The organism is Gluconobacter sp. P5H9_a, from assembly GCF_018812085.1.
Lineage (GTDB): Bacteria > Pseudomonadota > Alphaproteobacteria > Acetobacterales > Acetobacteraceae > Gluconobacter.
The window spans coordinates 121,442-141,053 of sequence record NZ_JACRVW010000006.1 but is presented as its reverse complement, the minus strand read 5'-3'; the positions used below and the strand labels follow the sequence as shown (position 1 = coordinate 141,053).

The window sequence follows — 19,612 nt, the reverse complement described above, 5'->3', positions numbered from 1 at the left end:
GAAATTCGGGGCCGTTTCTGATTCTAGATTATTCTTCCTGTAATTTACGATCTGCCGCCTGATCAATTTCATTTCTCTCTTCCTGCGTCAGAAGACCGCGTTCAAGCTCCTGCGTTGCACGCGCTTTCGCATTTCGGGCCCGGGCCTTTGTGTCGATGGGGTAGGCCCTTTTTTTAGGAAGACCAAATTCATCGTCAGGTAGGCTGTCTCGTTCTTCTTTGGTCAGTTTGCTCACGGTCTGTCTCCTCTACGAGAAGACTTGGGAACGCTGATGACGGTTCTACAAGGCGCAGCTCGGACAAAAATAATGGTCTCTTTCTGAATTGATACTGCGCCTGAAATGTTCGGATCTCTCGTGAGCGGGCAGTGCCACCTTAGCTAGTCATAGAGTTGTAGGACCGAACATTCTGAAGAAGAGCCTGATGCCAAAATTGCGAGAGGCCTGAAATTACGTCTTTTCCATTGTTCGATCGGCATGGAAACAGTTACACGCAGTGCAGGTTATTTGCGGGATGCAGGACTGAATCAGGTCAGGTGGGGTCTTTGGTGGCAAAACGGGTTCTGAAAGAGGAGGAGGAAAGCCTGTGGCGCATGGTCGTGCGCGACATCGTGCCGCTGCATCCTTCCAGACCCAAGCCCAAACCCGTTCCTCCGCCGGTACCGAAAGTTGAAGCTGTAAAGCCTGTTCGGGTTCCGCTTGTTGCGCCTCCCCCTGCTGAACAGGATCTGTCGTTCCGTGCCTTGCTGGCACGTCCCGTTCTTCGTCGACACAGACCACAGGACCTCAGGGTCGGTGTTCGATCACCTGGTCTGGATGATACGAGCTGGAAGCGCCTGTCTCGCGGAGAGCTGAAGGTCGATGCGAAGCTGGATCTGCATGGGTATATTGTGCAGGAAGCATTCGAGCGCCTGCTGGACTTTATGCATCGCGCCAAAGCACGAAACTGGCGGTGCGTTGAAGTCGTGACAGGGCTGGGGAGTGGCGCCACGAGCGGACTGATCCGTCGGGAGCTGCCGCTCTGGCTCCAGAGAGCGGACATCCGGCCCATGGTGCTGGCCGTTGTCCACCCTCATGCTGCCAACCATGGCTCGGTCCGAATTTTGCTGCGGACAAAGCGTCGGTAAAAAGTCAGAGCGGTCGCGTTTCCTGGCCGATGCGCCAGCGGGGCGTATTCATGGCAATCCAGCGTCTTAGAGCAAGGATCGCGCCAATATCAGGCGTTGCCCTAGAGAGGAAGGGCGCAGCGTTGTCGCCTGCAGCCAGCATGAAATGGTGTTTTTCCGCCCAGTGGCGCACGGTAGGATCTACAGCCGCGTCCCAGCAGGCCTTTTTCCAGCTTTTTACCATGTCTGGTGGGGTGAGCATGGGAAGGGCAACGGTCAGGGCTGTGTAGGTGCTTGCGGAGACCGCCTGCCATGCACGGTATAGCGCTCCTTCCGGTGGCCGCCGCCGGGCCTCCTGATAGGCTTCCAGAAAATTGGGGATCGTGTCTGACCCGGTGTCTGACAGGTCGCCCGTATGATAGAGCGGTGCTGTGCCTGGCGGTAGTTTGGCTAGAATGGCCTCTACCGGGACATCAAGTGTATAGGGAAGCACCTGAACGGCATCGACCTGATTGTTCGCGAGCGCTTCCAGTGCATCTTCCGTCCGGCTGAAGCCGGACACTGGAATAGGGCGCAGACCCAGTAACGTCAGCCCTAGCAGCGCGTCGAGTTCGGTCCCTGTTGGGCGAGAGACAGCCAAGCGGACCGGATGATCGTGGAAAAACCCCTTCAGGCGACTGCGGAGCGTTTTGTGCAGTTCTGCACGCGCAATCACGACAGTTGTCGTGTGAGCCGTCAGAAGGGGAATCCATCGTGCGAAATCATAGTGGACGCGAGAGTCACCGGTTAGCGAGGCCAGCAGGACGCTTCCCGGTGCAATCAGGGCCGTGCTTCCATCCGGGGCGCTGTTGGCATCGAAAAGATTGGCAGCGCGCACCCCATCCTGACCAATGTCAGGAGTGATTTCGAGTGGGGCGTCGAGCCCCAACGTGCGGGAAATGACTCCCGCAGCGAGTTCCCCGAACTGCCCCTGGATCGACGCTAATGTTCCGCCAAGAAGGAGATGTGCGTCAGGCAGATCGGCGGCACGGGCCACCAGAGAAGGCATGGCGCTTCCGGCACCGAGCAGGGCCAGCCCTTTCAGGCAGTCACGGCGGGTCGGGGAGCGGAACATCACGGCCAGCGGACTTCTGGAGGCATGCTCATCAGGATTGCTTCCGTGTTCCCGCCGGTTTTCAGGCCAAACAGGGTTCCGCGGTCATGCAGCAGGTTGAATTCCACATAGCGGCCGCGGCGGATCAACTGTGCGTCTCGGTCTGCATCCGTCCAGGGACTGAACATGCGGCGACGAACAACAGCAGGGTAGGCGTCGTGGAAAGCCATGCCGATGTCTTTCGTAAAGGCGAAGTCACCCTCAAGGCTGCCGGTCGAGAACTGATCGTAGAAGATGCCGCCCAGACCGCGGGGTTCGTCACGGTGATGCAAATGGAAGTAACGGTCACACCATTCCTTGAAACGCGGATAGTGTTCCGGATCATGCTTGTTGCAGGCCGCTTCGAACATCTTGTGAAAGTAGTCGGCGTCACTGTGGGCTTCGGCGCTGTCGGGAAACATCGGCGTAATGTCGCCACCGCCGCCGAACCAGCCCTTGGTCGTGATAATCATGCGCGTATTGAAATGCGCGGCGCTGACATGCGGATTGCAGGGATGAGCGACAAGGGACACGCCTGTTGCAAAGAAGCGTGGATCTTCGGATGCGCCGGGAATATTTTTGCGAAATTCGGGAGAGAATTCGCCCCAGACCGTAGAGACGTTCACGCCAACCTTCTCAAAGACGCGACCGCGCATCACGGACATCACGCCGCCGCCGCCATCTGGGCGATCCCACGCCGTGCGAACGAAGCGTCCCGGTTGTGTGCGATCTCGCAGGACCTGGGAATTGCCTTCGGCGGCTTCGTCTTCAAGTTTCTCGTAAGACGCGCAAATCCGGTCCCGGAGAGATTCAAACCAGGCCTTCGCCTCACGCTTCAGCGTGTCATGAGGCACATCCGGGCGAACGAGTTCAGCAAAAACGGGGCTGATCTGGTCCATTTTTCTCTCCCCTACCATCCTAAGGACGAATTCTTGTTACGCGGAGTGTCCTAGCAAATTGCGCTCAAGACGAACAGTTGGCTGGCTGCATGTCTGCTGTCGCTCTGTGGCGCGATGATGGCAGAGAGCATCTTGCCGCTTCGTAAATGCCTGCGTGATTTTTTTTCGACACGGATCAGCGGAGACTTGCGCCAATCTTCCGTCTCGTGTTCCTGAACGGTCCTCAAACATGTTCATCAGGGGCGGACTGAACAATCATGTCTTCGGAAACAGAAATCCAGCCGGTTATCGGCGTTATTGGTGGCTCCGGCCTCTATGATATTGACGGTCTGGAAAACAAAGAATGGCGTCGGGTCGAAACACCTTGGGGCGAAACTTCTGACGAGCTCCTTTTCGGAACGTTTGAAGGCATCAAGTGCGTCTTCCTGCCCCGTCATGGTCGTGGTCATCCGATCCCGCCCTCACGTCTGAATTTCCGCGCAAATATTGATGCTCTCAAGCGCTCAGGCGTGACGGATATTCTGTCTCTTTCAGCTGTGGGCTCTTTAAAGGAAGAACTGCCGCCGGGCCGTTTCGTGCTTGTCGATCAGTTCATTGATCGCAGCTTCGCACGCGAGAAAAGCTTCTTTGAGACGGGATGTGTGGCGCATGTCGGCATGGCGGACCCGGTGTCCGCTCGTCTGCTGGATGTGCTGGAAGCGGAGTCCCGCAAGCTTGATATTCCGGTGACGCGTGGTGGAACCTATATCGTCATGGAAGGGCCGCAGTTCTCGACGCGTGCCGAGAGCGAGCTCTATCGGTCATGGGGTTGTTCGGTTGTTGGCATGACCAACATGCCGGAAGCCAAGCTCGCCCGTGAAGCCGAGATGACCTACGCCACGGTGGCCATGGTCACGGATTATGACTGCTGGCACACCGAGCATGACAGCGTGACGGTTGAAGGTGTGGTGAAGGTCATGAAGGGGAATGCGGATAATGCCCGCCGTCTCGTGAAGGCTGTGATCCCGGTTCTGGGTCAGAAGCGCCCGCTAGACCTTTCCGCCGAGCGTGCCCTCGACTTTGCGATTATCACCGCACCTGAGAAACGCGATCCGGCTCTTGTTGCCAAGCTAGATGCCGTTGCAGGTCGCGTTCTGAACAAAGCCTGAAATGGCTTGCCGCCCGTGTAAAAACGGGCGGCAGAAGGGAAGGGCAATCAGCGCCCTTCCTGCTTTTCGTCGATTTGAGCGTACCCCGGCTGACCGGCGTCCGTGCTGGGATCATCCAACAGTTCGCGTTCTTCTTTTCGATCTGCGACGGGAAAATGGCGGTGATCGCCCTGATCCGTGCTGCGCTCTGGGAATTCCCCAAGATTTTCCTGTAAGCGGGGATCTTCGATCTGAACATCTGCCAACTCTGGGGGCGGGAGATCCTCAACAGGCGTGCCCTCGGGAACGCCCTTGATGGAAATCAGGTCCGTCGCTTTGTCCAGATAGGCTTCAGGGCCGCCGTCCGGTTTGCCGTCAGCTTCCCAAAGTAACTTGGCCTCGCGGCGGATTGCTGCGTCACGCTTTGGATCTGCTTCGAGTGGGTTGTTGCTCATGATCAGAACTCCTGAAGGGTTGGGCGCAGGACAATCTCGTTGATGTCCACGTCGTCAGGTTGTGAGATGGCGAAAGCGATGGCCCTCGCCACGGATTCCGCCGGAATTGCAATCTTGTAGAACGCTTCAACATGCTGACGACTTTCACTGTCGCCACTGCCCGTTTTGAGTTCGCTTTCCACTGCGCCCGGTTCGATAGACGTAACGCGAAACGCGTTGCCAGCCTCCTGACGAAGGCCATCGCTGATGGCCCGCACGGCAAACTTCGTTCCTGAATAGACGCTGCCTCCAGGGGCGAAGACCTTGATCCCGGCAACCGAGGACAGGTTGATGACATGCCCCGATTTTTGACGTTCAAAGATCGGCAGTGCTGCGGCGATGCCGTAGAGAACACCTTTGATGTTGATGTCGATCATCCGGTCCCACTCGTCGACCATCAGTCGTTTCATGGGGGCAATCGCCATCAGCCCGGCATTGTTCACAAGGACATCAAGCCGTCCGAAGTCCTGCTCAACGGCTTTTACAACGTCCGCAACGTTCTGGCGGTTCGTAACATCCAGTGTGTAGGCCCGTGCAGTCTGGCCAAGTACTTCGAGTTCGGAGACAATTTTGTCCAGCCGGTCCCGGCGCCGGGCAGCGATAGCAACGTAAGCCCCTCGTGCTGCGAGATAACGCGCGGTGGCCTCACCAAGGCCGCTGCTACCGCCTGTGATGAGGACAATTTTTCCTGCAATGCCTTCCATGTCAGGCCTCACGCACGCTTGATGTGATGCTTCAGAAACGCGACGCTCCGGCTCCAGGCCAGATCACGGGCGTCCTGATTGAAGCTGGAACGTTCTGGGCATCCAAAGCCATGTCCGGCCTGATCATAGAGGAAGACCTCGACTTCCGGCCGGCTTGCGCGAATTTTCTGAACGTCACCTGGCGGAATAGACGCGTCTTCTCCACCGAAATGGAGCTGCGTCGGGCAGTGCGGGGCTGTGTCACAATGGTTGGCAATACCCCCACCATACCATCCCACCGCGGCATTAAAGTGGTGCGTCCGTGTCGCAGCAAGCCAGGCGATGAGGCCGCCCCAGCAGAAGCCGATAATCCCGACTGGGCGGTGACCATCATCCTGTCTCAGTTTTTGAGCGCAGGCTTCCAGATCCTGCTGGATCAGATCTGGAGAAATGCCGCTTCGAAATTCCAGCCCTTCCTTCAGGCCTGCCTCGTTGTACGCCAGAACCGTATGGGGTTTGACGCGGTCAAAGAGGGCAGGGGCCAGAACATGGAAGCCCTGCTGAGCCAGATCAGAGCAGACGTCCCTGATGTGTCCGGTCAGGCCAAAAATTTCCTGCACGACGACAATGGAGCGTGTGGACTCGGGGGAGCCCGTCTCCCATGCCTCGAATTCGTGGCCGTCTGCCGCCTTGAGGCGAATCATGCGGCCCTCGGTCTTTTCTTGGGAATGCTTGTGGTCCATTGATTTCTGTCCAGTCTCTGTAACGCCGGAAAGGCAGATGCCATGAGCGACGTCATCAATCTTCGTCGGGAACGCAAACGCCGCAAGTCCGCAGAGGATGCGAAGGAGGCTGAGACCAATCGCCGTCTTTATGGTAGGACGAAAGGTCAGAAAATGGCGGATATGCTGGAGAAAAGGCGCTCTGAAGCCCTGCTGGACGGAAAGAAAATTTTTTCTGTTGAGAGTGATGGTTCTTGACGAAAACGGGTGACGGCACTACGTCTTTTGGCACTCTCGATATGGGAGTGCCAACTGCGCTGCAGTAATTGAGCGCGTAACCCGGCCGCGTCGCTTTGTAGAAGGGCACGGCCTAAAATGGAGCGATCCATGACGACATTTCGTCCCCTGCATGACCGCGTTGTAGTCCGCCGCCTGACCGGTGAAGAAAAGACCGCTGGCGGCATCATCATCCCTGACACCGCCAAGGACAAGCCGACCGAAGGCGAGATCGTTTCCGTAGGCCCGGGCGCCCGGAACGAGCAGGGCCAGATTGTGGCTCTCGACGTCAAGGCAGGCGACAAGGTGCTGTTCGGCAAGTGGTCCGGCACCGAGGTGAAGATCAACGGTGAAGAACTGCTGATCATGAAAGAGAGCGACATCATGGGTGTGATCGGCTGAAAAGCCATCCCCGTTTCCTCTCGTTAAAAACCTCAACAGGAGATTAAGAACATGGCTGCCAAGGAAGTTAAGTTTGGTGCCGACGCCCGTGACCGTATGCTGCGTGGCGTTGATATTCTTGCAAATGCCGTCAAGGTAACGCTAGGCCCGAAGGGTCGTAACGTTGTTCTCGACAAGAGCTTCGGCGCACCGCGCATCACCAAGGACGGCGTGTCTGTCGCCAAGGAAATCGAACTGGCTGACAAGTTCGAGAACATGGGCGCTCAGATGGTACGCGAAGTTGCGTCCCGTACGAACGATCTGGCTGGTGACGGCACGACGACGTCCACGGTTCTTGCTCAGGCAATCATTCGCGAGGGTGCCAAGGCTGTTGCCGCTGGCATGAACCCGATGGACCTGAAGCGCGGCATCGACAAGGCTGTCCTCGTCGTTGTTGAAGAGCTGAAGAAGAACAGCAAGAAGATGACCTCCCCGGAGGAAATCGCTCAGGTCGGTACGATCTCTTCCAACGGTGAGCGTGAAATCGGTGAGATGATCTCTTCTGCCATGCAGAAGGTCGGCTCCGAGGGCGTCATCACGGTTGAAGAAGCCAAGGGCCTGCACACGGAACTCGACGTTGTCGAGGGCATGCAGTTCGACCGCGGCTACATCTCCCCGTACTTCGTGACGAACCCGGAGAAGATGACGGCTGATCTCGATGCGCCGTACATCCTGATCCATGAAAAGAAGCTGTCTTCGCTTCAGCCAATGCTGCCGCTGCTCGAGAGCGTTGTGCAGTCCGGCCGTCCGCTGATGATCATCGCTGAAGACGTCGATGGCGAAGCACTTGCTACGCTGGTCGTGAACAAGCTGCGTGGTGGCCTGAAGATCGCTGCCGTCAAGGCTCCGGGCTTCGGTGACCGTCGCAAGGCCATGCTGGAAGACATCGCGATCCTGACGGGTGGCCAGGTTATTTCCGAAGACATCGGGATCAAGCTGGAATCCGTTACCCTCGATATGCTGGGCCGTGCGAAGAAGGTTCACATCGAGAAGGAAAACACCACGATCGTTGAAGGCGCTGGCAACAGCGACGACATCAAGGGTCGTTGCAACCAGATCCGCGCTCAGGTTGAAGAAACAACCTCTGACTACGATCGTGAGAAGCTCCAGGAGCGTCTTGCAAAGCTGGCTGGTGGCGTTGCCGTCATCCGCGTCGGTGGTAGCAGTGAAGTTGAGGTGAAAGAGCGCAAGGATCGCGTTGACGACGCTCTGCACGCAACCCGCGCAGCTGTTGAAGAAGGCATTGTCCCGGGTGGTGGTACGGCTCTTGCCCGTGCTTCTGTTGCTCTGAAGGGTCTGACCTTCGATAACGACGATCAGCGGATCGGTGGCGAGATCGTTCGCAAGGCGCTTCAGACGCCGCTGCGTCAGATCGCTGAGAACGCTGGTGAAGACGGCGCCGTGATCGCTGGCAAGGTGCTCGAGAACGACACCTACAACTTCGGCTTCGATGCTCAGAACGCTGAGTACAAGGACCTAGTTGGCGCAGGCATCATCGACCCGACGAAGGTTGTCCGTACGGCTCTGCAGGATGCCGCTTCGGTTGGTGGTCTGCTGATCACGACGGAAGCCATGGTTGCCGAGCGCCCTGAGAAGAAGGCTCCGGCTGCTCCAGGTGGCATGGGCGGCATGGGCGACATGGATTTCTGATCCAACGCCTCAGATTCCCCGGGTTTAAAAAGCTGGGGAATATGTCGAATAATTACGAAAAAAGCCGTCTCACCTCAGGGTGGGGCGGCTTTTTTTGATTGCTTTGATATGTGCCCGACGCATATGTGACCCTTATGCAACGCTTGTTACAAAACCATCACGTAACAATCTAATGCGGTGGAAGTTGGGGTGACACTTTCGCAATGAAATGTCTAAACGGCGTTACTGCCTTTAGAAGGATTTCGTTTCATTATGATCGTATCGCGTCGCAATACGTTACTTTGCGCATCGGTCCTGGGTATGGGCGCGCTTTCAAGCGTTGCTCATGCTGCAACCGAAAGCACTCACGCGTCCTCACATGTGCGCCATAAGACTGTGACTCATGGTCCGGTGCGTTCTGCTGCGACGCCTGCAACAACCGCTCCGGCATCGCTGGCTCGTCCAGTCGCAACTCCGCAGTTTGCTGCGCCTGTAGCGGTCAACCGATCTCATGCTGTTCGTTCCATTGATTCTGGAACGCAGGAGAGCGTGGTTGTTACGGGTTCGGCTTTGGGAACCTCAAACAACACCAACGCCAACCCGGTGCAGATCGTTACTTCTAAGCAAATCCAGCAGACGGGTGCGACAACACTTTCCGATTTTTTTCAGCGTCTGCCGTCGGTAGGGTCCAGCAGCCAGCAGAACACTGACACCAACGGTGGTGGTGGTGTCAGCTGCACTGATATTCGTAACCTTGGTACGAATCGCGTTCTCGTTCTGATCGACGGAAAGCGCGCCACGCTGAACAGTCAGACGTCATGTTTTGATATGAATGCTGTTCCCATCCAGCAGGTGGCGAGTGTCGAAATTCTGAAGGATGGTGGTTCAGAGCTTTATGGTGCGGACGCGGTGTCAGGCGTCATCAACATTAAGCTGCGTCACGATCTGGATACCGGCAACATCACGATACGCGGTGGAATCACGGGGCATGGTGATGCGCCGCAGGGCGTAATTTCCGGCTTTAAGGGGTTCAACTTCGACCACGGCAAGGGTAACGTCACCGTGTTCGGTCAATACATGACGCAAGGTGGGGTGCGTCAGCGCAACCGTTCCTGGTCACGAAATAACATCCAGATCGGAAATGATGCTGATCCTTCCCAGAACCGGTTTGGATCGAGCTACTCGCCATATGGCTCGTTCTTTGGTGCCGAAAATGCCTACCGGAGTGATCTGAACGGCAATCTGGTTCCGGGAACAAAACGCTACAACTTTGCGCGCGACACGTCCCTGACAAACAACCTTCAGGATGCGACCCTGAATGGTGACGCGCATTACGACGTTAACGAACATTTCTCGCTCTATTCGAATGTGATGTACTCACATTCGAACTCCATGACCAACATGGCAGCTGAGCCTGTGCAGGGTGGACTGTCTGCAACCGGGCCTTACCCGACGTCCTTCACCATCCCGTCGAACTACCCAGGCAACACAACGGGTGAGGATCTCCAGATGCTTCGCCGCTATAATGAGTGGGGCCCTCGTGAGACGCAGACAGCCAGCGACACGCTAACGGCCAAGGTTGGCGCACAGGGCGTGATCTACAAAGGCTGGAAATACGACATCTCGTATACGTACGGCTCAAATATGTATACCTACCAGCAGAGCAACATGGGCAGCTATCCGGCCCTGCTGAACAGCTATGGTCTGGAGCCAACGAACTTCGGCGATCCGGATTCTGGCATGACGTATAATTCCAATCTGTGTGCATCGACGCCGAATTGTGTGGCGGGAAGCCCGTTCTCCTCGCTTTCCCCCGCTGCTGCACAGTACTCCAACCTTAATACCACGACGCATGGCCATTATCAGCTTCGTGATCTTAACCTGCGTATCCATAACGATCATGTCGTGAAGATGCCGTGGGCTAATGGTGGCGATGTCGGTATCGCGATGGGTATGGAGCATCGCGGCGAACAGCTGACCTATACACCGGACCCGGCTATCCAGGCAGGGACGGCGCTGACGAACCCGCAGGGCGTGACGTCAGGCGGTTTCAACGTGACGGAAGGTTACCTCGAAGGAAAGGCGCAGCTTCTCAAGAACGCTTTCCTCGCTAAAGATCTGACCGTTGACGCTCAGGGTCGCTATTCGTCCTACAACACGTTTGGAGGCGTCAAGAACTGGAAGGCTTCCATCGACTGGGCTCCGACGCGTGATATCCGTTTCCGCGGTACGATCGGAACCTCGTTCCGCCAGCCTAATGTTAATGAGCTTTACGGTGCGCAGGCCTTGAGCTACGAGACATCGCTTGATCCATGCGCTGGAGCCTCTAATCCGGTTGTCGTTGCCAGCTGCATGAGGGCAGGCGTGGCGAATCCTGCCACGTTTACACAGCAAGGTGCAGGGCAGGTGGCGACTATTCAGGGTGGTAATACAAAGCTACGCCCTGAAGCGGGCAGGACTTACACATTTGGTGCAGTTCTGACGCCGCGCTGGATCCCGAACCTGTCTACCTCGGTGACGTTCTGGCATTACAATGTCAGTTCTACGGTTGGCTCACTTTCAACGAACTATATTCTAAATAACTGTTACGACGGCTCCAATACTGCGCTTTGCAACTTGGTAAGTCGCTCAGCTAACGGGCAGATTTCTCAGGTCATGGCTGTAAACCAAAACCTTGGTACCATGAATACGAGTGGTATTGACTGGGATTTTGACTATCGGATCCGTCTGACAAGCATGGATTCCATTACGATTAGCAATAACTTGCAGAATCTGGTCAATTTCTCCCAGCAGCAGACGCCGGGCGGCCCGTATTATCACTACACCAACGCGATCTATTACCCGAACGGCACATCCAACCCGCGCTGGCGTGATTATGCCACCGCGACATGGCAGCATGGCCGGTTCTCGTTCACCTATATGGCAAACTACACCGGTGGCCTGCATTACAACGACACCTCGTCGTTCATGCAGATGTCTGATGGGTATGGTCGTGTAAAGGCGCCCGCAATGGTGCAGCAGGACATTGCCCTTGGCTACCGCTACAACTCGTGGAACTTCACGGGGGGTATCAACAATATCACGGACAAGGCTCCGCCATTCTTCCCTGATGGCGCAACGAATACCGACGCTTCGACCTATTCGTCGTTCGTTATCGGACGTAATTTCTGGTTGCAGATCAGCAAAGACTTCTAAGTTCGACTGTCATTTGACCAAATGACAAAGAAAAACCCGCAGCTTCTTATGAGACTGCGGGTTTTTTCTTTTAGCGGTCTTTGAATCTTCTGCTTGTACTTTGTTCAAAAATGCGTGGTAGAAAAAATCGTTTAGGGCGCATCCAACCTTCTGCTCTTCCAGCAAAAGGCGGCTCTGTCTGGCCAAAATGGGGGAAGAATTTGAAGTGTGCCAGCTGCTGTGGCTACGGCGTCGTCTTCTCGGAGGACGGGCACTGAAACAGCTGGTTAGAAGAGCTGGAACTTCCTGTGCGGCATGAACCGCTGGTCTTCTGACTATCCGGTCACACTAGCAAAGCGGTGAAGTTTACATCGCCGTTCTCTATGTCACACTGTCGTTCGAAGAAGTTGGTAACGGAGGGGGCAGAAACTCCGCAATATCACTGATGGTCTCTGCTAGACTTAGCCGGCGGACCTCAACACCATTCGGGAAAGCTGAGAGCAGGCGAGACGGCATTCGGCGATCAAGCATCACGAAAACACCCCTGTCGTCGCCCTTCCGGATCAGGCGGCCGAAAGCCTGTCTTAAGCGCATTCTGGTGATGCGATCATCATAATCACCAGGTCGGCCTTCTGAAAGAAGGCGGCGTCTCTCGCGATGCAGGATATCCGGGCGCGGCCATGGTGTCTTTTCAAACACCACCATGCGTAATGCTTCTCCCGGAACGTCCACACCATCCCGCATAGCATCGGTGCCCAATAAGCAGCTGTGGGTTTCCGTGCGGAAGACATCGACGAGGGTCGCGTTGTCCATCGCATCAACATGCTGGGCATATACGGGGAAGCCCTGAGCCTCCAGCGGCTCGTTAATGCGACGATAGACCTCGCGAAGCCGACGGATTGCCGTGAAAAGCCCAAGAGCTCCCCCACCCGCTGCTTCGAATAATGCTCGAAATGCATGGGCAAGAGACGCAATTTCGACGGAAACGTCGGTCACAACATAAGCGCGTGTCTGCTTGGCGTAATCGAACGGGCTCATGAGCGACGCGCGGATTGGTGGCTTCATGAAATGCGTGGCCCCAAGCCGCAACTCGGCCGCATGCCAGCTTTCTTCTCCATCCTCCGAACCGGTCTGATCGCGTAAAGTGGCAGATGTCAAAAGCAGACCGTGAGCTGGGGTCTGAATAGTCGATGCAAATGGAATTGTCGGGTCCAGCCAGTGACGATAGAGGCCCACGTCATGGTCCCCCTGCGTCCCACGTGTTCTGGGGAGACGTTCAGTCCGGATGAAATCAATATGGACGGGTGTCAGGTCAGGTTCGGGGGGCGTCTGAAGGGCATCCAGCATTCCGACCCAGCCTGTAACGCGGCTGATAGCGCGGCGATGCAAAGTCCGGATGAAAGCCTCGATCCGCTGGCGGGTGGGGGCTTCCATTTCCGGATCGTCTTCTACTGTTGCTTCAAGCCGTTTTGTCAGCTGGATTAGTGGGGTTTGAAGGCGCCGCAACGCTCTGGCCAAGTCCTCTGCGCTCGTCCGCACTGTATCATTCGTGGGGTGCAGATCGCACTCGGTGGAGATGTATGTGGTGTCCTGTTGTGGGCCTTGGGTGCGTCGGGCTTTAAGTTGATGATCGAGGGCCTGAAGAAACAGCTCGGCAGGGTTATCCAGTTCCGGCTCGGGTGCCATGAGCGGAAGAAACGCGGGTGCTTCGTCTTCCTGAGGAACCGGCGCGTCCATTCCGTTTTTCAGTCTTACGCTCCAGCCCGGAGCTGGCAGCGCTCGGGCAGCTTGCAGCACGGCATGTAGTGGAGCGTCTATTGTCGGAATACGTTCAACCAGATCATCGAGGCGCCGGAGGAGACCGCGTGCTCTGGATCGGCTTCCTTCTGCACCGAGGAGCCAGCGCCTGAGTTCGGCTGTTTCAAGCCCTGACAGAACCATGGCAAACGCGCTGTCTGCTGCTTCAGGGACGTGATGCCCTTCATCGAAAACATATCGCGTTGGCGTCGCATCTTCATCGGGGAGGCCAGGAGGTGCGAGAGCAGTCCAGGCCGCCTGCGACATGACAAGCGCATGGTTGGCCACAACAAGATCTGCCTGTCTGGCACGACGAATACCATGTTCTACGAAGCAGGTTTGGTAATGCGGGCACGCAGCATGGATGCATTCGCCACGCCTGTCTGCCACACCGTGCAACGTACCCTGGCCAAAGAGATCACCGAACCATCCCGGGAGGTCGCCGCCCATCAGATCACCATCGCGGCTTGCTTCAGCCCATCGTGCAAGAAGGCTGAGGGGAAGCAGGGCTGCCGCTCCGTCATTCCCCCGAGAGGTGGCGGCATTGAGCAGATCCTCCATATTCAGGAGGCACAGGTAGTTCTCACGTCCTTTGCGGACGACGACCTTTTGTCTGAGCGTTGCTTCATCGGGATAGAGACGATGAAGTTCCTGCTCAATCTGCCTTTGAAGATGTCGCGTGTAAGTGCTGACCCAGACGGCTCCATCATTCTGCTCAGCCCACAGGCTTGCAGGCGCAATATAGCCAAGGGTCTTTCCCGTGCCTGTTCCGGCTTCAGCAAGTACGACATTGGGCGATCCGAGCGTTTCCCGGGGCTCGAAAGCCGCAGTGGCCACAGATGCAAAGTCGGCCTGTCCGGGGCGTGCTTCTGCATTCTTGCCAAGGATCTGGCGTAGTCTTTCACGCGCGGCCTGCGGTGACACGGGCTGGCTGCCGGGAGCTGGTCTGGGGGCTGTTTCCTCCCAGCGTGGCAGGCGGCGCCAGACGCGTACGGCATCATAAGGATGCGCACTGCCCGGATCGGAGGCTGTGCCGATGGCATCCGCGACTTCGCCACTCCAGATCCAGCCGGCCCGCGTCAGCGGGAGCAGGAGGGCCCGTAAGCGCTTTCCTTCAGGAGTATCAGCTTTTTCCCGTAACTTGCCGAGAAGGGTCTCGCAGAGCAGCGGCAGGAGGTCCGCCGTGGTGGTTTCTGGTGGTGTCAGTCCAAGAGCGATCGCCAGTCCGCGCGGGGTAGGCGCAACGGTTGTGGCGGGACACACGAACAGAAAGAGATCCAGAAGATCAAACCAGGGGACAGGCTGGGATAGCGGTGTGAGATCAAGGGCGCGCAGGGCGGCCGGGCCATGAACGAGAAGGGGAGGTGGAAGCTGCGCCAATCTTTCCCGTACCTCATCGGCCGGGAGGTCAAGAAGCTCACCATCGGGCGTCAGGAGAGAGGACAGGCCTCGTCTCGCGACAAGAGCGGGTGCGTCAAACGGAGATGGGAAAGATGGCGAGCGCGGCATTGCGGTCAGTCTAACTGGAAGGGCAGAAGCGAGCGAGTGCTTTAAAGAACAGACCGTGAAAGAACGAGGTTGCGTATGCTGTCATGTCACTGCCGGGAGGGTGTTGACACATTTCGTCATGGTTTGACGCCTGTGCAGAAACTTCGTTTGCTCTCGTACTGCTTGACCCGGGATACGTGTCTGCCTACGTTTTCCGGTAATCATGCACAATTCCAGAACACATAACATTCCGCCCCTCGCACCTGACGCGCCGTTGCCAAAGGCATGGCCGTTCGAAGAGGCAAAAAAAATTGCCGCGCATGTTGGCGCGCGCGACCCAAAAGTGCCTGCCCTGCTTGAGACGGGATATGGCCCGTCCGGGCTGCCGCACATCGGTACGTTTGGCGAAGTGGCCCGTACGACCTGGGTTCGGCAAGCTTTTGAGGCTCTGACAGGCCGTCCGACCCGCTTGCTCGCGTTCTCGGATGACATGGACGCCTTGCGCAAGGTTCCAACGAATGTGCCGCAGCAGGAACTGCTGGCAAAGCACCTGGGTCTGCCTCTGACCCGCGTTCCCGACCCTTTCGGTGAATACGAAAGTTTTGCCGCTCACAATAATGCCCGCCTGCGCCAGTTTCTTGACGGTTTCGGCTTCGATTACGAATTCGCGTCCGCGACAGACTATTATACGAGCGGGACATTTGATGCTGCACTTCGGCGTATGCTCGAAGTGCATGATGAAGTTGTTGCGACCATTATTCCGACACTTGGTCCGGAGCGCCGCGCGACTTACTCCCCTGTTCTGCCGATTCACCCTGAAACGGGGCAGGTGATGCAGGTCCCGATCATCAAGGTGGACCCGGATGCCGGTACGGTCGTCTGGAAAGATGAAGCGGGCAAGACGTTTGAAACATCCGTCTTCGGTGGACACGCCAAGATGCAGTGGAAGGCCGACTGGGCCATGCGCTGGTACGCTCTGGGTGTTGATTATGAAATGTCCGGCAAGGATCTGATTGATAGCGTGAAGCTGTCTTCGAAGATCTGCCGTATTCTGGGCAAGCAGCCGCCTGCCGGACTCACCTATGAACTGTTCCTTGATGCTCAGGGTCAGAAGATCAGCAAGTCCAAGGGCAATGGTCTGTCTGTCGAGGAGTGGCTGCGTTACGGCACGCCGGAAAGCCTCGGCCAGTATATGTATCAGCAGCCTACGCGTGCGAAGCGTCTGTTTTTTGACGTTATTCCCCGCGCAACGGACGACTACCTGACATTGGTTCAGAAGGCTGAGACGCAGGAACCGGTAGACCTGATGGCAAACCCGGTCTGGTTCATTCACGGTGGAACTGTACGCCCGGAAGATACCAGCCCGGTTTCCTACACAGCGCTGTTGAACCTCGCGAACGTGGCAAACGCAGACAATCCGGAGACACTCTGGAAATTCCTGCGTCGCTATGACGAGACGCTGTCGCCAGAAACGCATCCGTATGTCGACAAGCTCGTTCGTTGTGCTCTGACGTACTTCCAGGAGCAAGTGTACCCGAACAAGGTCTATCGTGATCCATCCGAGACTGAACGAAAGGGCCTTGAAGACCTGGCTGTCGCTCTGGAACGGCTCCCTGTTCATACGTCTCCTGGCGATGTGCAGGATGTCGTGTTCGAGGTCGGCAAGCGCTACTTTGAGAAGTCTGAGCTGCGCTCCTGGTTCGGTTGCCTGTACGAAGTGCTGTTGGGTCAAAGCGAAGGCCCGCGCTTCGGCATTTTCGCGTCACTCTTCGGTTTGCCTGAGACTGTGGCCCTGATCCGGGGTGCACTGGCTCGCCCGGCTGCCGGGACGTCTCAGGTCTGACGTCGATGKGCCCGCCTCGGGAAGACGACTGGCAAAATGATGGGCTTGCTCTTGACGTGGACGACGAGAGCGGGCCTGTAAAAAGCCGCTGGAAATTACTGCTGACACGTGCTCCGGCAATTGTCGGGCTCGTGCTTTTGATTGCCGCCGTTGTGGTGATCTGGCGTGAGCTGCGCAATCTCTCCCTGCGGGACATTGCCAGAAGCCTTAGCGATATTCCGGATGGTGCGCTTCTGGCGGGAGCCGGGGCGACGCTCCTGTCGTATTTTATTCTGTCGTTTTACGATCGCTTGGCCTGTCTGCATGTCCGGGCCAATGTTTCGTTCAAGCGCTCATCTTTTGCGGCGTTTTGCTCTTACGTCCTGTCGCATAACCTTGGCTGTGCAGCGATTTCGGGTGCTGCGGTGCGGTTTCGGCTTTATCGGAGCTGGGGTGTCGCCCCTGCGGATATTGCCCAGATCATTGCCTTCTGCTCAGCAACCTATCTGCTGGGAACGCTGGCACTGGTCGGAAGCATTCTGACCATTGAGCCGCATGCCATTCCGGTTCTGTCCCATCTGCCCGCTTTTCTGCTGCGGCTGGCTGGTCTTGGATGCTGGGGTATTCTGGCTGCGTATGTCGTTTTCTCTCGTATTCGTCGACATGTAAAAATCTGGCGTTACGAGATTGAAATTCCCAGCACGGGTATAGCGATCGCACAGATTGCAGTTAGTGCAGCTGATATGGCTGCGACGGCTTTGATTGCGTACAGCGTGTTGCCGCCGTTGCCTCCTGAAGCCCATTTTGGCTTCGGGACATTCCTTGCCATCTATATCGCGTCTTACACAGCAGGCCTGGTGGCGAGCGTTCCAGGAGGACTTGGCGTTTTTGACAGCGCCATGCTTCTGGCCTTGCGGCCGTATCTTCCTGTGCCGGAAATCATGGGTGCGATCCTCGTTTTCCGCCTGTTTTATTACATCATCCCGCTGGTTATGGCGGGTCTGATGTTTGCCGGGCATGAATTGTTCCTGCGTGGAGAGCAGGCCTTGGTTTCTGCTGGGCAGGCACCAAGGCGTATCCGTCCGAGCCAAGTGGTTCGGGAGTCCGAAGCGGACTTCTCTGTCACCATTGCAACCAGCGTTCAGGCTGTAGCCGGAATTCTTCTCGTCTTTTATGCGCTGGTCGCTGAACTGCCACCTTTGCGCACGTCACTCGGTGCTGCGGTTTCGCAGATTGCAGACTTGTTCCTTACCGTATCGGGCGTTGCTCTTGTTGGGCTGGCTCTAGGGCTTTCCCAGCGCGTCGCTCTTGCATGGAAGGTTTCTCTGGGCGTTCTTGGTGCATCGGTTGTCTTGCTGGTGCTTCGTCATGCGCCATGGGAAGCTCCGGTAGCGCTGGGCCTTGTCATGCTACTGATCGCACCTTTCCGAAACTGCTACTACCGTAGAGCGCACCTTCTCGTAGCCCCTTTGACGCCAGCCATGCTGGCGCCAATGTCTTTGTGGGCGCTGGGCCTTGTTGGCGTGGGTTGGGTTGCTGTGCAGCGGCATCTGGGTCCGATCTGGTGGCGCTCCATGATTTATGACGCGCACACGGCGATCGGGCGGTGGTTTCTTGGGCTGTCTGCGCTTTGCGGTCTGTTTGCGCTCTGGGTGGGAATGCGGAGAACACGCATTCGTTTTGAGGCCTGGAACGCGGAGAACGAAAGCCATTATCGAAGCCTGTCACATGCTTTGCAGGAACTGGGACCGCATCGTCCGAGTGGCTTGCTGCATGATGAAGCAGGCCGAGCCGCCATTCCATTTTTCCGTACAGGTCAGTTCATTATTGGCCTCGGCGATCCGGCAGGAGCCGAGCGTAACTGTATTGCGGCTATCTGGCGGCTAAGGGATCTGGCACGTCAGGAAGGCCGAAAACTTGCATTTGTGCGTGTTGGCCAGTCTCTGATGGCGGTTTATAATGACCTGGGTCTTACGGTCTGTCTGGAAGGGCGGGCAGGGACGATCTGCTGTTTTTCCGAGGACTATCGCATGATCCGGGCTTTCCTCATGGGAGAAGAGCGGCGGGCTCGTAAGAAGCGGGCGTCGTGTCGTCCAGATGTTGCATCAGGCACCACAGGTTCATGAGCCTCCCTCCCAGTCTGGGCAATGCGGTCAACAGTTGGCTGATTGCATTTCCAGCGCTGTTCTCGATCATTAACCCTCTTGGTGCCTCTCTGATCTTCGCTCAGGCGACAGAAGGGCGGACGCGCAAAGAGGTGATCGAACTGGCACGGCTCGTTGCGCTGAATTCCCTCGCGATTTTGTTGGTGTCCATCTGGTTTGGTAGCTGGATCCTGAGTTTCTTTGGCATCAGCATGAATGCCCTTCGCATTACGGGTGGTCTGGTTGTGGCTTCACGTGCATGGGTCATGCTGCAGCAGCCGGAAACAAGTGAAGCCCGGAAAGAAAAGCAGGCTCTTCAGGGCGGCCGAACTGTTGCCGCGCCAGATCTCAAAGAACGTGCATTCTTTCCGCTGGCTATGCCATTTACGGTAGGGCCCGGCAGCATCTCCGTCGCTATTGCTCTCAGTTCGTCATGCCCACCGCATATGCCCGCGCCCGACTATTATATGGGAGTCTCGGCGGCCGCGACGGCTATGGGCATCGTCGTTGCCATCGCATACGCCTATGCCGAGCGGATTGTTTCGATGCTTGGCATCACCGGTGCACGCATCGTCAGTCGTCTTGCGGCATTGATTCTTCTGGCTATCGGAATCCAGATTTTCATCTCGGGCGTACAGGGCGTTCTTGTTGATACTTTACGTCTGGCTCGACACTAATAT

16 protein-coding genes are annotated in these 19,612 nt (G+C 56.8%); 9 read left to right on the top strand and 7 right to left on the bottom strand.

The genetic code is table 11. The features are described from left to right. Positions 1 to 28: 28 nt before the first annotated feature. Positions 29 to 235, bottom strand: coding sequence for a hypothetical protein (locus KP708_RS08485; protein ID WP_215748873.1), 207 nt, complete (start codon positions 233 to 235; stop codon positions 29 to 31). A 311-nt stretch (positions 236 to 546) separates the two neighbouring features. Between KP708_RS08485 and KP708_RS08480 the strand changes: the two genes are divergently transcribed. Further along, positions 547 to 1,125 carry a Smr/MutS family protein gene (locus tag KP708_RS08480; protein ID WP_215748872.1) on the top strand — a complete coding sequence of 193 codons (579 nt, stop codon included), beginning with the start codon at positions 547 to 549 and terminating at the stop codon, positions 1,123 to 1,125. A 4-nt stretch (positions 1,126 to 1,129) separates the two neighbouring features. Here the strand turns inward: KP708_RS08480 and KP708_RS08475 are convergent, their stop codons facing one another. Both KP708_RS08475 and hemF read right to left on the bottom strand, forming a co-directional pair. Continuing rightward, on the bottom strand, positions 1,130 to 2,218 hold the full coding sequence (locus KP708_RS08475; protein ID WP_252347273.1) for a hypothetical protein: 1,089 nt from the start codon (positions 2,216 to 2,218) through the stop codon (positions 1,130 to 1,132). Continuing rightward, complete coding sequence (hemF, locus tag KP708_RS08470; protein WP_215748870.1) at positions 2,218 to 3,135, bottom strand: oxygen-dependent coproporphyrinogen oxidase; 918 nt, start codon at positions 3,133 to 3,135, stop codon at positions 2,218 to 2,220. Before hemF ends, KP708_RS08475 begins: the two co-directional genes overlap by 1 nt. A gap of 257 nt (positions 3,136 to 3,392) precedes the next feature. Between hemF and KP708_RS08465 the strand changes: the two genes are divergently transcribed. Then, positions 3,393 to 4,283, top strand: coding sequence for an S-methyl-5'-thioadenosine phosphorylase (locus KP708_RS08465; RefSeq protein WP_099210368.1), 891 nt, complete (start codon positions 3,393 to 3,395; stop codon positions 4,281 to 4,283). Between the two features lie 47 nt (positions 4,284 to 4,330). On the opposite strand, the gene KP708_RS08460 is transcribed toward KP708_RS08465, so the two are convergent. The 3 genes from KP708_RS08460 to KP708_RS08450 are packed head-to-tail and all read right to left on the bottom strand — an operon-like array spanning position 4,331 to position 6,143. Then, a complete protein-coding gene (locus KP708_RS08460; RefSeq protein ID WP_215748869.1) occupies positions 4,331 to 4,717 on the bottom strand; it encodes a DUF2934 domain-containing protein in 387 nt (128 codons plus the stop codon). 2 nt (positions 4,718 to 4,719) lie between these two features. After that, positions 4,720 to 5,460, bottom strand: a complete 741-nt coding sequence (locus tag KP708_RS08455; protein WP_215748868.1) for an SDR family oxidoreductase — start codon at positions 5,458 to 5,460, stop codon at positions 4,720 to 4,722. Positions 5,461 to 5,468: 8 nt separating this feature from the next. Next, positions 5,469 to 6,143: a dienelactone hydrolase family protein gene (locus KP708_RS08450; protein ID WP_252347217.1), complete on the bottom strand. Its 675-nt coding sequence runs from the start codon at positions 6,141 to 6,143 to the stop codon at positions 5,469 to 5,471. An 81-nt stretch (positions 6,144 to 6,224) separates the two neighbouring features. Here KP708_RS08450 and KP708_RS08445 point away from each other — a divergent pair, with 81 nt between their 5' ends. From KP708_RS08445 to KP708_RS08430, 4 genes are all read left to right on the top strand, one after another. Next, positions 6,225 to 6,419 carry a DUF4169 family protein gene (locus KP708_RS08445; RefSeq protein WP_215748866.1) on the top strand — a complete coding sequence of 65 codons (195 nt, stop codon included), beginning with the start codon at positions 6,225 to 6,227 and terminating at the stop codon, positions 6,417 to 6,419. Between the two features lie 129 nt (positions 6,420 to 6,548). Then, a complete protein-coding gene (groES, locus tag KP708_RS08440) occupies positions 6,549 to 6,839 on the top strand; it encodes a co-chaperone GroES (protein ID WP_046899653.1) in 291 nt (96 codons plus the stop codon). 51 nt (positions 6,840 to 6,890) lie between these two features. After that, positions 6,891 to 8,528 (top strand): chaperonin GroEL, encoded by a 1,638-nt coding sequence (gene groL, locus KP708_RS08435; protein WP_064274005.1) that lies wholly within the window; start codon positions 6,891 to 6,893, stop codon positions 8,526 to 8,528. A 252-nt stretch (positions 8,529 to 8,780) separates the two neighbouring features. Continuing rightward, positions 8,781 to 11,702: a TonB-dependent receptor domain-containing protein gene (locus KP708_RS08430; protein ID WP_215748865.1), complete on the top strand. Its 2,922-nt coding sequence runs from the start codon at positions 8,781 to 8,783 to the stop codon at positions 11,700 to 11,702. A gap of 360 nt (positions 11,703 to 12,062) precedes the next feature. On the opposite strand, the gene KP708_RS08425 is transcribed toward KP708_RS08430, so the two are convergent. Continuing rightward, positions 12,063 to 14,987: an ATP-dependent DNA helicase gene (locus tag KP708_RS08425; RefSeq protein WP_215748864.1), complete on the bottom strand. Its 2,925-nt coding sequence runs from the start codon at positions 14,985 to 14,987 to the stop codon at positions 12,063 to 12,065. Between the two features lie 202 nt (positions 14,988 to 15,189). Here KP708_RS08425 and KP708_RS08420 point away from each other — a divergent pair, with 202 nt between their 5' ends. From KP708_RS08420 to KP708_RS08410, 3 genes are read left to right on the top strand one after another with little or no spacing between them, the layout of a single operon-like run. Then, positions 15,190 to 16,809, top strand: a complete 1,620-nt coding sequence (locus KP708_RS08420; protein WP_215748863.1) for a lysine--tRNA ligase — start codon at positions 15,190 to 15,192, stop codon at positions 16,807 to 16,809. Positions 16,810 to 16,814: 5 nt separating this feature from the next. Further along, complete coding sequence (locus tag KP708_RS08415; RefSeq protein WP_215757164.1) at positions 16,815 to 18,914, top strand: lysylphosphatidylglycerol synthase domain-containing protein; 2,100 nt, start codon at positions 16,815 to 16,817, stop codon at positions 18,912 to 18,914. Next, positions 18,911 to 19,609: a MarC family protein gene (locus KP708_RS08410; RefSeq protein ID WP_046899648.1), complete on the top strand. Its 699-nt coding sequence runs from the start codon at positions 18,911 to 18,913 to the stop codon at positions 19,607 to 19,609. Before KP708_RS08415 ends, KP708_RS08410 begins: the two co-directional genes overlap by 4 nt. Positions 19,610 to 19,612: the final 3 nt, after the last annotated feature.

What these genes read in the sequence shown, in the direction of transcription:
- KP708_RS08475 (WP_252347273.1), bottom strand. Translation starts at nt 2,218, where the DNA reads ATGTTCCGCTCCCCGACCCGCCGTGACTGCCTGAAAGGGCTGGCCCTG.
- hemF (WP_215748870.1), bottom strand. Translation starts at nt 3,135, where the DNA reads ATGGACCAGATCAGCCCCGTTTTTGCTGAACTCGTTCGCCCGGATGTG.
- KP708_RS08465 (WP_099210368.1), top strand. Translation starts at nt 3,393, where the DNA reads ATGTCTTCGGAAACAGAAATCCAGCCGGTTATCGGCGTTATTGGTGGC.
- KP708_RS08460 (WP_215748869.1), bottom strand. Translation starts at nt 4,717, where the DNA reads ATGAGCAACAACCCACTCGAAGCAGATCCAAAGCGTGACGCAGCAATC.
- KP708_RS08455 (WP_215748868.1), bottom strand. Translation starts at nt 5,460, where the DNA reads ATGGAAGGCATTGCAGGAAAAATTGTCCTCATCACAGGCGGTAGCAGC.
- KP708_RS08450 (WP_252347217.1), bottom strand. Translation starts at nt 6,143, where the DNA reads ATGATTCGCCTCAAGGCGGCAGACGGCCACGAATTCGAGGCATGGGAG.
- KP708_RS08445 (WP_215748866.1), top strand. Translation starts at nt 6,225, where the DNA reads ATGAGCGACGTCATCAATCTTCGTCGGGAACGCAAACGCCGCAAGTCC.
- groES (WP_046899653.1), top strand. Translation starts at nt 6,549, where the DNA reads ATGACGACATTTCGTCCCCTGCATGACCGCGTTGTAGTCCGCCGCCTG.
- groL (WP_064274005.1), top strand. Translation starts at nt 6,891, where the DNA reads ATGGCTGCCAAGGAAGTTAAGTTTGGTGCCGACGCCCGTGACCGTATG.
- KP708_RS08430 (WP_215748865.1), top strand. Translation starts at nt 8,781, where the DNA reads ATGATCGTATCGCGTCGCAATACGTTACTTTGCGCATCGGTCCTGGGT.
- KP708_RS08425 (WP_215748864.1), bottom strand. Translation starts at nt 14,987, where the DNA reads ATGCCGCGCTCGCCATCTTTCCCATCTCCGTTTGACGCACCCGCTCTT.
- KP708_RS08420 (WP_215748863.1), top strand. Translation starts at nt 15,190, where the DNA reads ATGCACAATTCCAGAACACATAACATTCCGCCCCTCGCACCTGACGCG.
- KP708_RS08410 (WP_046899648.1), top strand. Translation starts at nt 18,911, where the DNA reads ATGAGCCTCCCTCCCAGTCTGGGCAATGCGGTCAACAGTTGGCTGATT.